Below are 13,140 nucleotides of genomic sequence, written 5' to 3'. Positions count from 1 at the left end.
GCCCCCCCCGGCCTCGACCGAGGCGGGTTTCGCGTCAGTCGAAGCGCTCGATCCCGCCTAGCCCCCAGGGCTTGTCGAACCAGGAATCGAGCGGGCCATCAAGCCGGAACGGCATGTCCCTGCCCTTGTCGAGGCTGCCGACCTGCGGACAGTCCGGAGCCGTCTGCAGCATGGAGCGCGTCTGGCTGTCGCAGATCCTGGCGGCGGCTTGCGCATCCGGAAAGCCGTGAAAGAACGTCAGCGGGCCCAGCCAAGTCTGGCCCTCGTCCGGCATGGCGATGCCCGGAGGGATCGGCGTCGTCAACCAGTGGGGAGTGGTCTGGGCCAGCCCGCCGGTGGCTGCAGCGACGCCGCAACTGTCACAGGGATCGCCGCTCAAACGGCATGCCCGACAAGCGCGCCGATGCCCCAGGTCGCGGCCATGGCGAAGGCGCCCCAGAAGGTGACGCGGATCGTCGGCCTGGCGAGGTCGGCGCCGCCGATGCGGGCGCCGAGCGCTCCCAGCAGGGCCAGGCAGACCAGCGAGCCGCCCGAGACCGCCCAGCTGATCGAGCCGGCGGGCGCCATGACGGCGATCGCCAGGGGGATGGCGGCACCGCCCGCGAAGGTGGCGGCCGAGGTCACGGCCGCCTGGACGGGCCGCGCGATGGTGTGACCGGCGAGTCCCAGCTCGTCGCGCGCATGCGCCGCGAAGGCGTCCTTCGCCGTCATCTGCTCGGCGACTTGCCGGGCCAGACCCGGCTCGACGCCACGATCGACATAGATCTGGGTCAGTTCGGCGAGTTCGGCCGCGGGCTGCTCGGCGAGTTCGCGGCGCTCGCGGCCCATATCGGCCTGCTCGGTGTCGGACTGCGAGCTGACGGAGACATATTCGCCGGCCGCCATCGACATCGCGCCGGCGACGAGCCCGGCCACGCCCGCGACCATGACCTCGTCGGCGCTCTTGGCGGCGGCGGCGACGCCGACGACGAGGCTCGCCGTCGAGATGATGCCGTCATTGGCGCCGAGCACGGCGGCCCGCAGCCAGCCGATCCGATCGACCAGATGGGTCTCGCGGTGAAGGGGGTGCATGATGTCGGTCCTTCCGGTTCTCCGGAGGCGGGAGCCGTCCCCGGCGGGCACCATGGACCAGGACGACCGCACTTGTCCGCTGCGACGCCCGGCCTGTGACTGCTGCCAATCAAACGTCAGTCGTCGTCGCCGTCCCGCACGACGCGCTCCAGCGTGGCGGGGTCGAACTTCGCCTTGACGCGGCGGCCCTCGGCATCGACGGCGCGAACCTTGTAGCAGCCATCGTCGGTCTTGATCCGGCGGATGGTCCAGCCTTCGGCGCGCAGCTTTTCGACCAGCGCCTCTCGTGGCTTCCACTCCGCCATGGGCGCCGAACAGCGCTGGCTGGCGAGGGCGGGAGCGGCCAGGCCGACGAGGATCGTCAGCGCCGTGATGGACAGGACGGGCTTCATCGGATGTCTCCTCCGCGCAGGGCGGCGATGGCGCTTTCAACCATGCCAAGCTGACGCTCACCTGAATGGCCGGCGCGAATGCGTTCAGCCCGCTGTCAGCTTCGTGCCATAACCGGGGGTATCCGTTCCGGAAGGCAGATGACGACATGCGCGTGCTCCTCGTCGAGGACGACCCGATCCTGGGGTCCGCCGTGCGCGACCAGGTGGCCGCCGACGGCCATGGCGTCGACTGGGCGAAGCGGCTGGCGGACGCTGGCGCGTTTGTCCGGCTGGCGCATTACGACCTGATCCTGCTCGATCTGATGCTGCCCGACGGGCGCGGTCTCGATTTCCTGCGCGCCCGCCGACAGGCCGGCGACACGACCGCAGTGATCATCCTGACGGCGCGCGACCAGGTCTCCGACCGGATCGCCGGGCTCAATGCCGGCGCCGACGACTATCTGGTCAAGCCCTTCGATCTGGCGGAGCTCTCGGCGCGCCTGAGCGCGGTGGCGCGCCGCTATGGCGGCAACCCGAACCCGCTGATGCAGATCGGCGGGCTGACGCTGGATCTGGCGGCGCGCAGCATTGTCCGGGACGGCCACTCGATCTCCCTGACCGCGCGCGAATGGGCCCTGTTCGACGCCTTCATCCAGCGGCCGACCATGCTGCTCTCCAAGGCACTGCTCGAAGAGCGGCTCTACACCTTCGATAGCGAGGTCGAGAGCAACACGATCGAGGTCTATGTCGGGCGCCTGCGCAAGAAGCTCGGGGCGGAGGTGATCGAAACCGTTCGCGGCATGGGCTATCGGCTGGGCGCCGCCACGCTGGCGGGTTGCGGGAAGAGCCCGCCATGATGCACGTCGCCTGGCCGCCCAGGGGCAGCCTGCAGCGGCGGCTGGCGCTGGCGCTGACGGGCGGTGTCATGGCGCTGTGGCTGCTCGCGACCGTGGCCGCGGGCCTGCTGTTGCGCCGGGAGATCGACGAGGTCTTCGACAGCGCCCTGCAGGAGGTGGTGCAGCGGGTCCTGCCGCTGGCCTACACCGAGATCCTCGCTCGCGAGGCGGATGCCGGGTCCGATCCGCAACGGATCGCCTCGGTCGGCGCACACCGCGAGTACATCACCTACATCGTGCGCGATGCGTCGGGCCGCCGGTTGCTGCAGTCCCACGACGCCGATCTCGCCCAGTTTCCGCCGAACCCAGCCCATGGCTTCAGCGACGGGCCGAGTTCGCGGCTCTATACCGAGATTGCCGTCAGCGGGACGATCGTCGTCACCGCCGCCGAGCGTCCCGGCCATCGCCAGAAGGCGGTCCGCGATGCGATCAGGCTGCTCGCCTGGCCGCTGGTCCTGCTGCTCCCGCTCGGCATCGCCGGGACCTGGGTGCTGGTCGCGGTCACCTTGCGGCCGGTCGTGGCTTTTAGACACGAGATCGAGGCGCGGGGCAGCGGTCATCTGGCGCCGGTGTCCGTCAGCCACCTCCCCTCGGAGATCGCTCCGGTGGCCGAGGCGGTGAACGCGCTGATGGCGCGGGTGCGCCGGGCGCTGGATGCCGAGCGCAGCTTCACCGCCAACAGCGCCCATGAACTGCGCACGCCGGTGGCGGCTGCTCTGGCGCAGGCCCAGCGTCTCAGAGCCGAACTGCCGGAAGGCGCCGCCCGCGCCCGGACGGTCGAGATCGAAAGTGCGCTCAAGCGGCTGGCGCGCCTGTCGGAAAAACTGCTCCAGCTCGCCCGGGCCGAGGGCGCCAGTCTGATCGGTGAAGCGCCTGAAGACCTCGTGCCGGCGCTGCGCCTCGTCCTCGACGACCTGGCGGCCGAGGGCGCGGTCGCCGTCGCGCTGCCGCCGGCGGGCCGGTTCGTCTCGACGCTGGATCTGGACGCCTTCGCGATCCTGGCCCGCAATCTGATCGAGAACGCCCTCAAGCATGGCGACGCCAGCCAGCCGGTGCGTGTGGCGCTGACGGATGACGGGCGCTTCAGCGTCGTCAGCCCCGGGCCGGTTCTGGAACCGGTGATGCTCGCGGCGATGACGCAGCGCTTCGTGCGCGGCACGACCATGGCCGAGGGGGCGGGGCTCGGCCTCTCGATCGTCCAGGCGATCGCACAAGGGGTCGGCGCCGAGATCGCTTTCGTCTCGCCCGCAACAGGACAGGCCGGTGGCCTCGAGGTTGCGGTACGGCTCCCCGCCGCGACGCTGAAAGCCGGCTGAACGTCTTTCTGCGTCGTCTTCAGGTCGCTGTCAGCTTCGCGGCGCATCTCTCCTCGCATCGCTTCCGCAACCCTGAGCGTTGCCATGAGGAGAATTGCCATGAGATCTCTCGCCCGCGCCCTGACGCTCGCCCTCCCGCTCGGTCTCGCCGGTGTCATCGCGCACAGCGCCGTCGCCGAGGCACGGCCCGTCCGTATCACCACGACCTTGAAGCCCTATGGCGGGGACGGCGCCTATCTGGCGATCTACATCACCGATCCGCAGGGCAAGCTCGCCAAAACGGTCAGGATCGCCGGCGGCAAGGCCAAGTATCACAAGCATCTCAGCGCCTGGAACAGGCTGTCGGGCGGCAAGATCGACGGCACGACCGGCGCCAGCGTCGGCAGCGGACAGTCGCTCACGGTCAGTATCGAGATTGCCGATGCGCTGATCGACGCCGGCTACCAGATCCGCGTCGACAGCGCCGTCGAGAACGAAAACGACGTCCCCGGCGACGCGGTCGCGCCGCTGGCGACGGCTGGTGCGGGCAAGCCCGTCGCCGGGCGCGGCTATGTGAAATCCCTGACCTTCGACATGTGATCGGGACGGGATTTCGCGATGCTGCGCCAGATCCACTCCCTGCCCGGCCTGATCGCTGCGCTGCTCGTCGCGGTGCTGGCGCTGACCGGTGCCGTCCTGTCGGTCCAGCCGGCGCTGGAGCGCTTCGCGGCGCCTTCGGTCGTCACGGGAACGATCAGCGTCGCGGCACTGGCCGAGGCCGCCCGGGCGCAGCATGCCGAGATCGACAAGATCGTCCAGACCGCCTCCGGATCGCTCGTCGTGAGCTATTTCGAGGGCGACAAGGCCGGCGCGGACGTCGTCGATCCGGCCACGGGACGGGTGATGGGCCCGCATACGCCGTCGGCCACCATCCGCTTCATCACCAACCTGCACCGCTCGCTGCTTGTGGGCACGGCCGGCCGCGTCGCGGCGGGTCTCGGCGCTCTGGCGATGGTCGTCCTCACCGTCACCGGCGCGATGATGCTGGCGGCGCGCCAGGGCGGCTGGTCGGCCTGGCTGCGGCCGATCCGCGGCAGCGCCCGCCAGCGCTGGCATGCGCAGGCCGGGCGCCTCGCCATCGTCGGATTGCTGCTGACCGCGATGACCGGGTGTTTCCTGTCGCTGACCAGTTTCGAGCTGATCCCAGACGGGTCGGCCGATCCCGTGGCAACGTCGTCCGGCATCGGCGGCGAGCGCGCATCGGTCGGCAGCCTCGCGGCGCTGCAGGCCGTCAACCTCGCCGATCTGCGCGAACTCGCCTTTCCCTATGCGGCCGACCCGACCGACACCTACAGGCTGACCACCGCGGCCGGCGTGACGCAGATCGATGCGACCACTGGCGAAGCGCTATCCTTCCAGCCGCATTCGACCGCCCGGCAGTTCTACGAGATGATCTACATGCTCCACACCGGCCAGGGCCTGTGGCCGCTGGGCCTGCTGCTGGGGCTGTCTGCCCTGGCGGTGCCGGTCTTTGCGGTCACCGGCGCGATGATCTGGTGGCAACGCCGCCGCTCGCTGCCCCGTATCGCCGATAACCGCCCGGCCTCTGCGGCCGACACGATCATCCTGGTCGGCAGCGAGGGCAACAGCACCTGGGGCTTTGCCAGGACGCTGCATGCCGCGCTGACGCAGGCCGGACACAAGGTCCACGCGGCGCCGATGAACGCGCTGGCGCCCGCCTATCCGAAAGCAGCGCGGATGCTGATCCTGACCGCGACCTATGGCGACGGCACGGCGCCCGCGAGCGCCAGCGGCTTCCTGGCGAGGCTCGACCGCAGCACGTTGACCCTGCCCGTCGCCGTGCTGGGCTTCGGCGACCGCAGCTTTCCGAGATTCTGCCGCTTCGCCGAGGATGTCGGCACTGCCCTGGCCAAGAAGGGCTGGCCGGCTCTGATCGAGATCGACCGCATCGACCGCCAGTCGGCCCAGTCCTTCGCCCTCTGGGGCAACAAGCTGGGGATGGCGCTCGGGCACGCCCTGACGCTCGCCCATGTCGCGGAGCGGCCGAAGACCACGACGCTCGAACTGGTGAAGCGCGTGGACTACGGCGCCGAGGTCCAGGCGCCGACCGCCATCCTGACCTTCCGCCTGCCGGGAGCCGCGGCCGGGCGCCCCCTGTGGAAGCGGCTGTTCCCGGCCTCGCTGCCGCCCTTCGAGGCCGGCGACCTCGTCGGCATCCTCCCACCCGGCAGCACCGTGCCGCGCTATTACTCGCTCGCCTCGTCGGCGCGCGAGGGCATCCTCGAGATCTGCGTGCGCAAGCAGCCCGGCGGGCTCTGCTCGGGCTTTCTCAACGACCTGCCGCTCGGCGGCCGGATCGACGGCTTCATCAAGGCCAACCCCGCCTTCCGGCCCAATGCCAAGGCGACCCCGCTGATCCTGATCGGCGCCGGGGCCGGCATCGCACCGCTGATGGGTTTCCTGCGCGCCAACCGGACGCATCGCGAGGCGCATCTCTATTGGGGCGGGCGTTCCCCGGCCTCCGACTTCCTCTACCGCGAAGACCTCGCCGCCTGCATGGCCGACGGGCGCCTGACCGCGCTGAACGCCGTCTTCTCGCGGGTCGCAGCGGGCGGCTATGTGCAGGACGGGCTGGCGAGCGATGGCCCGCATCTGGCTGCGCTGCTGCAGCGCGGCGCCCAGATCATGGTCTGCGGCGGGCGCGAGATGGCCGGCGGCGTCTCCCAGGCCCTCGACGCGATCCTGGCCCCGATGGGCCTGAGCACGATCGCGCTCAAGGCGAGCGGGCTCTACCTCGAAGATGTCTACTGACCACCCGGCGGCGGAGCGCCGCAGCCTCAGCGGGCCGACGATGGGCACGCGCTATTCGGCGGTCTTCTACGGCTCCGGCGATGTCGATGAGCGCAGGCTCGCCGCCGCCCTGCAGTCGACGCTGGATCGGGTCGACCGCCAGATGTCGACCTGGAAGCCCGAATCGGACCTCAACCGCCTCAATGATGCGGCCACCAGGGTCTGGGTGCCCGTTCCCGCGGAATTGATGAGCGTCCTGCAGGCGTCCCTGCGGATCGGCCGGCAGTCGCAGGGTGCCTTCGACATCGGCGTCGGCGACCTCGTCGGCGCCTGGGGCTTCGGGGCCAGACCGGCCCACGGCGACGGCCTTCCGGGAGGCCCTGCCGTGCCGAAACCGGCGATCACGGCAGAGGCGCTCGAACTCGATCCGCACCTGCGCAGGGCGCGCAAGCACGCGACCCTCGCGCTCGACCTGTCGGGCATCGCCAAGGGGCACGGGGTCGACGAGATGGCGCGCGTGATGCGCCAGTTTTCGATCCCCGCCTGGCTGGTCGGCATTGACGGCGAAATGCGGGCGAGCGGGGCCAAGCCCGACGGAACGTCCTGGGCCGTCGCCCATGAGCGTCCGGTGCGGGGCGTCCGCGAGGCGATGGGCGTCATCGAACTCGAGGACCGCGCCATCGCGACCTCCGGAAACTACCGCCATTATCGCGATATCGGTGCGCGCACGATCTCGCACACGATGGACCCACGCAGCGGCATGCCCCTGGAAAACAGGCTGGCGTCCGTGACGGTGCTGGCGGAGACAGGCCTGGAAGCCGACGCCTGGGCGACGGCCCTGCTGGTGATGGGTGAGATCGCCGGGCCACGTCTGGCCCGCTTGATGGACATGGATGCGATCTTCGTGCTCGCGGACGGGACGGTCGAAACGACGCTGTGACTTGGGGAGTTCGCTGCATGAGCCAAGCTCGTGGCTCACGCGCAAACGGGTTGCGCGCCAACGTGATCGCGCCGGACCGTCTGGTTTTCGGAACGCAACCACCATCCGCAACTGGCCCATTGCTGCGCATGCCCCAGACAGCTCGATCATGTTCGAGCACCATCCTTCGTCGTGGATGCTGCGGCCCGCGACTGGCGGGATGTCGCTTGCTCGGCGCGCTTCTTCCCGTCGCAGCTTGGCTTACCTTCTCGAAGCCAGCGCTGTGCTGCAGCGTCAGCTCTGCTCGAGGCGCGACCTCAGGCCCAGCAGGATGTCGCAGACCGGTTCGAGATCCCGCACAGCGAAGCCGTTCCGCAGGTCGGGCACGTGGGCGGCGATCCTGTCAGCGAGAATGCCGGTGAACGAGACCCGGCCATCGGCCCGGACGACCAGCCCGTTGCTCTCCTCAAACGAGGCATTCCAGGCCACCGCCTCCGCTTCCGCCAGCCCCTCCGGAAGGTCGAGCTTCAGTTCCCCGCGCGCCAGTTGGACCGGATAACCACCGGGCAGACCGTTGGGCCCTGGCACATGCCCATGCCAAGAACCGCCTGCCGCCATGGCGAGCAGCATCGGAACGCCACTTGCACCGGAAATCTCGATCACCGGCTCGGGCGTGAGCTGGATGTCGGCAAAGCGGTCGTAGACGTCGGCCACCTCTTTGCCGTCGAGCCAGACGCGCGGAGGCCGCGCCTGCCGGTCCTCGGGCTTTCGGCGCCAGGCCGCCAGATTCTGGTAATGCGCGAGAACCTTGATCTGCGCGCCGGCCGGCGTCGACTGGGAGCCGATGAAGACGTTCGACAGGATCGCGACATTGCCCATGCCGCAGGCGACCTGATGGCCCATGGCTCGAAGCATGCCGTTGACCACGTCCGGGAAGCTGCAATTGACCAGCGTCACCGGCCTGCCGCTGCGGGTGATGGCAGCCGCCATGCGCGAGCTGATCAAGGCCTGGAACACAGCGGTCGCGCTCAGCCCCCCCTCTGCGACCAGCCGGGTCCAGGCATTGCCGCTCTGGGCGATGACCTGCGAGGTCTGGATCGACGCCGCCTGCACGACGATGCGGGGTGCGGTCGCCGCGAGCAGCCGATCGGAGGCCTCGGGGGCCAGCAGATCGATGGCATGGGTGATGAAGCGCGCCTTCGTACCGAATAGGGCGGCACGCGCATTGGCGGCGGTGCGCAGCCAGTTCAGGCGCTCGGCATTGCGCCCGGCGATGACGACCGCAACCGGGTCACGGGCGGTCGCGGCGATATCGAAGGCGATACGGGCGGCAAAACCGCCGGTGCCGGAGATGAGGATATCGCAGCCGGCCATCTTCAGCCCACCGCCGCCGCAGCCGCGCGATCCCAGGCGTCGTCGAGCCGGGGCGAGAGCCTGTGCTTCATGATCCGCTGGCTGGCCGTGCGCTCGAACTCGTCGACGAAGGCGATGTAGCGCGGGTTCTGGTAGGGAGCGAGGCGCGCGCCCAGCCAGTCGGAGAGTGCGGCCTCGTCGAGCGTGGCGCCCGCGCGCGGCTTGACGAAGAGCTTGATGTCCTGCTCGCCAACATCCGACGCGACGCCGATCATGGCGCAGTCCTCGATGTCCTCATGCTCGGCCGCGACATGCTCGACCTCCCAGGCCGAGACGTTCTCGCCCTTGCAGCGCACGCTGTCGGTCATGCGGCCATGGAAGAAGAGGTTGCCCTCAGTGTCCCAGGAGCCGAGATCGCCGGTGTGGAGGGCGCCGCCGCGCAGCGCCTTGGCGGTCGCCTCGGGATTGTCGAGATAGCCGGGGAAGATCGCGCCGGGAATATCGGTCTCGACCACGATCTCGCCGCGCTCAGCCGTCGCGACCGGCGTGCCGTCCGGCCGCAGCAGCCTGACCGTGAACCACGGCATCGGCTTGCCCACGGAGCCGACGACGCCATTGTCGTTGCAGGTGGTGATGCTGGAGGCCTCCGTCATGCCGTAGCATTCGCGGATCTCGATGCCGAAGCGGTCGCGGAACAGCGGCCAGATATCGGCCGGGCAGCCGCCACCCCAGGAGATCCGTGCACCATGGCTGCGGTCGAGCGGGCCCTCGGGCTGCTTGAGCAGGATCTGCAGGATGCCGCCGAGATGGTGGATATGGGTCGCCCCCTCGGCCTTGACCTGACTCCAGAAGCGGCTGGCGCTGAAGCGGTCGACCATGGCGAGCGTCACGTCGCGGATCATCGGCAGCGGCAAGAGCTGCGCCCCGCCGATGTGATAGAGCGGTTCCCAGACGAAGAAGACCTCGCCCGACTTCGCCGCCGACACGCGCCCGACGCCCTCGGCGGCGAGCCGCAACATGCGGTGCGAAACGACGACGCCCTTGGGCCGCCCCGTCGTCCCGGAGGTATACATGATCGCGAAGACGTCGTCGGGCGCGGGTGCGGGCTCGTCGAATCCGGCCACGCTGCCGAGGATCGCGTCGAGCTCTGCGCCCTGCTTCAGGATCGGCGGCGCAGTCGTCCCGGCGAGCGCGTCCTCGACCAGTTCGGCGAGATCCGCGTCGGCCAGGATCAGCTTCGGCTGCGGATGCGTCAGCAGATAGCGAAGCCCCTCCCCGCGCTGCTGGGCGTTGACCGGAATCCAGGCGACGCCTGCGCGGGCGAGGCCGAAGACGATCGCAATGGTCGCGACGGAGTTGCGCATCATCACAGCGACGCGGTCGCCCGGCTTCAGGCCGCGCGCGCGCAGATGCGCGGCGAAGGCCGAGGAGCTGCGTTCGATGTCGCCATAGCTGACCGGCACGCCGCAATAGCGCGCATAGATCCGATCGGGATCGCGGGCGGCGCACCGCGTCAGGAGATCGACAAAGCCGGCATCGTTGGTGGGAGTCATGGTCGGTCGTTCGGTTCGCGCGAAGTTCAGGAGGCGGAAGAGGACGAGGAGCGGAAGCGCTCGGCCACCAGCAGCATCACCGTCACCACGACGAAGACAACCACGGACACCGCCGCCAGCGTCGGATTGAGCTGCAGGATCATGTCGTCCCACATCTGCTTGGGCAAAGTCGTCTTGACGCCGCCGCTGACGAAAATCGCGATGGTGAGTTCGTCGAAGGAGGTGATGAAGGAGAACAGGAAGGCCGCGACGAGGCCACCCTTGACCAGCGGGATCGTCACGCCGGTCAATGTCTTCAGCCGGTTGGCGCCGAGTGTCGCCGCCGCCTGGTCGAGGCGCTGGTCGTAGCTCTTGAGCACGGCGGCCATGGTCACGAGCGCGAAGGGGATGGCCAGCACGGTGTGGCCGATGATCAGGCCGAGATCGGTCGCGACCAGCCCGATGCGGGCGAAGAGGTAGAACAGCCCCACCGCGATGACGATGCGCGGCACGATCATCGGCGCGAGAAAGAAGGCGAAGATGAGCCCGCTCCAGCGCGTGCGGCTGTTGGCCAGCGCCAGCGCCGTGAAGCCGCCGATGGTGGTCGCCGCAATGGCCGTCGCGAAGGCGACCAGGAAGGAGCGGATCGTCGCCTGGATCCAGAGCGGGGATTCGAAATAGGTCCGGAACCAGGTCAGCCCATAGCCGGGCGGCGGGAATTCGAGGAATTGCGAGGAGGTGAAGGCCAGCGGGATGACCAGCAGCGTCGGCAGCACGAGGAAGCCGATCACGAGCCAGGCGAAGGCCGGCAGGATGAGCCCGCTGCCGCGCCGCCCGAGCAGGGTCTGCGCGAGACGCGACAGGGTGCCTGCGAAGCGGGCAATCACGGCGAGAATAGCCAGGCCGAGATCGCGGATCCGCCCCGTGCCGACCTGCGCCGCGCCTCCGGCGATGGTCGAGATTCCGAAAACCCGATCATAGACCCAGCAGGAGATCAGCGCCGCCGCCAGCATCATCGCCGCGAGCGCACCCGCGAAGGGCCAGTTCAGCAACTCCTGCACCTGCGTGATGATCAGCTGCGCCAGCATCGTCTCGCGACGCCCGCCAAGGAAGGCGGGCACGATGAAGAAGCCGAGCGAGGAGATGAAGACGAGCAGCCCCGCCGCTGCGACGCCGGGCAGCGACAGCTTGAAATAGACCAGCCAGAAGGCGTGCGCCGGCGAGGCGCCCAGCGTCTGCGCCGCCTGGACCAGGCGGCGGTCGATGCCCGCCATGACCGGCAGCATCGTCATCACCGCGAGCGGCACCATGGCGTGGACCATGCCGACCATGACGCCGAATTCGTTGTGCAGCAGCGTCAGGGGCTGGTCGACGAGCCCCGACCCCGTCGCGAGCGAATTGATGATGCCGCTGCGGCCGAGCACGATCATCCACGCGAAGGTCTTGACGAGGTAGCTCGTCCAGAACGGCACCATGACGAAGAGCAGCATGCGGCCGCGATACATATCGGGCAGCCGCGACAGCCAGTAGGCCAGCGGATAGCCGATCAGCAGCGAGTACAGCGCCGTGTAGCCGGCGATCCGGAAGGTGATGCCGAGCACGCGCAGATAGACATCGGTCGCCGCGATCCGCTGGTAGGTCGCGATCGAAGCCTTGCCGCTGTTGGGGTCGAACAGGCTCAGGCCCATGAGCTGCGCCACCGGCCAGACAAAAAAGACGGCCAGGAACAGCAGGCCGGGCACGGCGAGCCAGAGCGCACCGAGGCGGAAGGCACGCGCCTCCCGCAGCTGGGACGAGGCCGCGACGGCGCTCATGCGACGAGAACCGCCCGGTCGCGGGCCCAGCCGGCGACGATCTGCTCATTGATGCTCGGCACGGCATCGTCGGGCCCCAGCCGCAGCACGAGCTGGCCGCCATCGCCGAGCGTGGCGATGACCCGCGTCTCGGAGCCGGCATAGACGATCTCGCTGACGCGGCCGGTGACGGCGTTGCCGTCGGGCGCGCCGAGCTTGAGATGCTCGGGGCGGATCACGAGCGCGGGCTCGGCGCCGGGGCTGGCGGCATTCACAGGCAGCGCGAAGCGGCCAAGGGCCGTCTCGAGCGAGCCATTGCCGTCCCAGCGGCCGCGAAAGATGTTGGAGACGCCGATGAAGTCGGCCGCAAAGGCGGTGCGGGGCCGCTCATAGATCTCGCGCGGCGTGCCGAGCTGTTCGATCCTGGCGTGGTTCATCAGGCAGATCCGGTCGGAGAGCGCCAGCGCCTCCTCCTGGTCATGCGTGACATAGACGATCGTCGCGCCGCTCTCGCGGTGCAGCCGCTTGATCTCGATCTGCATGTGCTCGCGCAGCTTCTTGTCGAGCGCGCCGAGCGGTTCGTCCATCAGGATGATCGAGGGCTGGTAGACGAAGCAGCGGGCGAGCGCGACGCGCTGTTGCTGGCCGCCGGAGAGTTCGCGCGGGAAGCGTTTCGCAAGCTGGCCGAGATGGACCATGGCGAGTGCGGCCTCGACGCGCTGAGCGATCTCGGCCGAGGGCCGCCTGCGCATTTTCAAGGGAAAGGCGATGTTCTCGGCGACGGTGAGATGCGGGAACAACGCATAGTGCTGGAAGACGAGGCCGATGTCGCGCTGGTGGACCGGCATGTGCGACTGGTCGCGCCCATCGATCACCACCCTGCCCTCGCTCGCCTCGACCAGACCGCAGATCAGCTGAAGCAGGGTCGTCTTGCCGGAGCCCGAAGGCCCCAGCAAGGTGAGGAACTCGCCCTCGGCGACGCTGAGCGAGCTCGGCTCGAGGGCCGTGGTCGCGCCATAGCGCTTGCCAAGGCCTTCGATGACCAGCTTGCTCTTCGTCGCCGCGGCGGCGGGCGTGTCGGTCCCTATCGTCATCGCGA

Annotated in this window: 12 protein-coding genes; 5 read left to right on the top strand and 7 right to left on the bottom strand. The window is 69.2% G+C overall.

Features of this window, described 5'->3' with window-relative positions:
• Positions 1-34: 34 nt before the first annotated feature.
• The 3 genes from BSY19_RS13825 to BSY19_RS13815 form a co-directional block, all read right to left on the bottom strand.
• Positions 35-379, bottom strand: coding sequence for a hypothetical protein (locus BSY19_RS13825; RefSeq protein WP_150129615.1), 345 nt, complete (start codon positions 377-379; stop codon positions 35-37).
• Positions 376-1,071, bottom strand: a complete 696-nt coding sequence (locus tag BSY19_RS13820; RefSeq protein WP_069054668.1) for a VIT1/CCC1 transporter family protein — start codon at positions 1,069-1,071, stop codon at positions 376-378. Before BSY19_RS13820 ends, BSY19_RS13825 begins: the two co-directional genes overlap by 4 nt.
• A 116-nt stretch (positions 1,072-1,187) precedes the next feature.
• Positions 1,188-1,463, bottom strand: coding sequence for a PepSY domain-containing protein (locus BSY19_RS13815; protein ID WP_069054667.1), 276 nt, complete (start codon positions 1,461-1,463; stop codon positions 1,188-1,190).
• Positions 1,464-1,609: 146 nt separating this feature from the next.
• On the opposite strand from BSY19_RS13815, the gene BSY19_RS13810 reads away from it, so the two are divergent.
• The 5 genes from BSY19_RS13810 (at position 1,610) to BSY19_RS13790 (ending at position 7,384) form a co-directional block, all read left to right on the top strand.
• A complete protein-coding gene (locus BSY19_RS13810; protein ID WP_069054666.1) occupies positions 1,610-2,299 on the top strand; it encodes a response regulator in 690 nt (229 codons plus the stop codon).
• Entirely contained in the window at positions 2,296-3,654 is a 1,359-nt protein-coding gene (locus BSY19_RS13805) for an ATP-binding protein (RefSeq protein ID WP_150129614.1), read from the top strand. The genes BSY19_RS13810 and BSY19_RS13805 overlap by 4 nt, the downstream gene beginning before the upstream one ends.
• Positions 3,655-3,753: 99 nt before the next feature.
• Positions 3,754-4,233: a DUF2271 domain-containing protein gene (locus BSY19_RS13800; protein WP_210184432.1), complete on the top strand. Its 480-nt coding sequence runs from the start codon at positions 3,754-3,756 to the stop codon at positions 4,231-4,233.
• An 18-nt stretch (positions 4,234-4,251) separates the two neighbouring features.
• The gene (locus tag BSY19_RS13795; RefSeq protein WP_069054665.1) at positions 4,252-6,465 is read left to right on the top strand and encodes a PepSY domain-containing protein; all 2,214 of its coding nucleotides are present in this window, start codon (positions 4,252-4,254) and stop codon (positions 6,463-6,465) included.
• Complete coding sequence (locus BSY19_RS13790; RefSeq protein ID WP_069054664.1) at positions 6,455-7,384, top strand: FAD:protein FMN transferase; 930 nt, start codon at positions 6,455-6,457, stop codon at positions 7,382-7,384. Before BSY19_RS13795 ends, BSY19_RS13790 begins: the two co-directional genes overlap by 11 nt.
• A 273-nt stretch (positions 7,385-7,657) precedes the next feature.
• Here the strand turns inward: BSY19_RS13790 and BSY19_RS13785 are convergent, their stop codons facing one another.
• Genes BSY19_RS13785 through BSY19_RS13770 form a run of 4 tightly spaced genes read right to left on the bottom strand, consistent with a single transcriptional unit; the run spans position 7,658 to position 13,135 of the window.
• The gene (locus BSY19_RS13785; protein WP_069054663.1) at positions 7,658-8,737 is read right to left on the bottom strand and encodes a hypothetical protein; all 1,080 of its coding nucleotides are present in this window, start codon (positions 8,735-8,737) and stop codon (positions 7,658-7,660) included.
• Positions 8,738-8,739: 2 nt separating this feature from the next.
• Entirely contained in the window at positions 8,740-10,269 is a 1,530-nt protein-coding gene (locus BSY19_RS13780; RefSeq protein WP_069054662.1) for a class I adenylate-forming enzyme family protein, read from the bottom strand.
• 26 nt (positions 10,270-10,295) lie between these two features.
• Positions 10,296-12,062 carry an ABC transporter permease subunit gene (locus tag BSY19_RS13775; RefSeq protein WP_069054661.1) on the bottom strand — a complete coding sequence of 589 codons (1,767 nt, stop codon included), beginning with the start codon at positions 12,060-12,062 and terminating at the stop codon, positions 10,296-10,298.
• Positions 12,059-13,135 carry an ABC transporter ATP-binding protein gene (locus BSY19_RS13770; RefSeq protein ID WP_069054660.1) on the bottom strand — a complete coding sequence of 359 codons (1,077 nt, stop codon included), beginning with the start codon at positions 13,133-13,135 and terminating at the stop codon, positions 12,059-12,061. The genes BSY19_RS13775 and BSY19_RS13770 overlap by 4 nt, the downstream gene beginning before the upstream one ends.
• Positions 13,136-13,140 lie beyond the last annotated feature (5 nt).

It is taken from the genome of Bosea sp. RAC05 (genome assembly GCF_001713455.1).
GTDB lineage: Bacteria > Pseudomonadota > Alphaproteobacteria > Rhizobiales > Beijerinckiaceae > Allobosea.
Note: the sequence above shows the minus strand (reverse complement) of the source record. Positions and strands in the feature narration are given on the sequence as shown.

Excerpts from the sequence above, each read along its gene's own strand:
- BSY19_RS13775 (WP_069054661.1), bottom strand. The coding sequence starts at position 12,062 with ATGAGCGCCGTCGCGGCCTCGTCCCAGCTGCGGGAGGCGCGTGCCTTC.
- BSY19_RS13785 (WP_069054663.1), bottom strand. The coding sequence starts at position 8,737 with ATGGCCGGCTGCGATATCCTCATCTCCGGCACCGGCGGTTTTGCCGCC.
- BSY19_RS13805 (WP_150129614.1), top strand. The coding sequence starts at position 2,296 with ATGATGCACGTCGCCTGGCCGCCCAGGGGCAGCCTGCAGCGGCGGCTG.
- BSY19_RS13800 (WP_210184432.1), top strand. The coding sequence starts at position 3,754 with ATGAGATCTCTCGCCCGCGCCCTGACGCTCGCCCTCCCGCTCGGTCTC.
- BSY19_RS13820 (WP_069054668.1), bottom strand. The coding sequence starts at position 1,071 with ATGCACCCCCTTCACCGCGAGACCCATCTGGTCGATCGGATCGGCTGG.
- BSY19_RS13790 (WP_069054664.1), top strand. The coding sequence starts at position 6,455 with ATGTCTACTGACCACCCGGCGGCGGAGCGCCGCAGCCTCAGCGGGCCG.
- BSY19_RS13815 (WP_069054667.1), bottom strand. The coding sequence starts at position 1,463 with ATGAAGCCCGTCCTGTCCATCACGGCGCTGACGATCCTCGTCGGCCTG.
- BSY19_RS13810 (WP_069054666.1), top strand. The coding sequence starts at position 1,610 with ATGCGCGTGCTCCTCGTCGAGGACGACCCGATCCTGGGGTCCGCCGTG.
- BSY19_RS13795 (WP_069054665.1), top strand. The coding sequence starts at position 4,252 with ATGCTGCGCCAGATCCACTCCCTGCCCGGCCTGATCGCTGCGCTGCTC.
- BSY19_RS13770 (WP_069054660.1), bottom strand. The coding sequence starts at position 13,135 with ATGACGATAGGGACCGACACGCCCGCCGCCGCGGCGACGAAGAGCAAG.
- BSY19_RS13780 (WP_069054662.1), bottom strand. The coding sequence starts at position 10,269 with ATGACTCCCACCAACGATGCCGGCTTTGTCGATCTCCTGACGCGGTGC.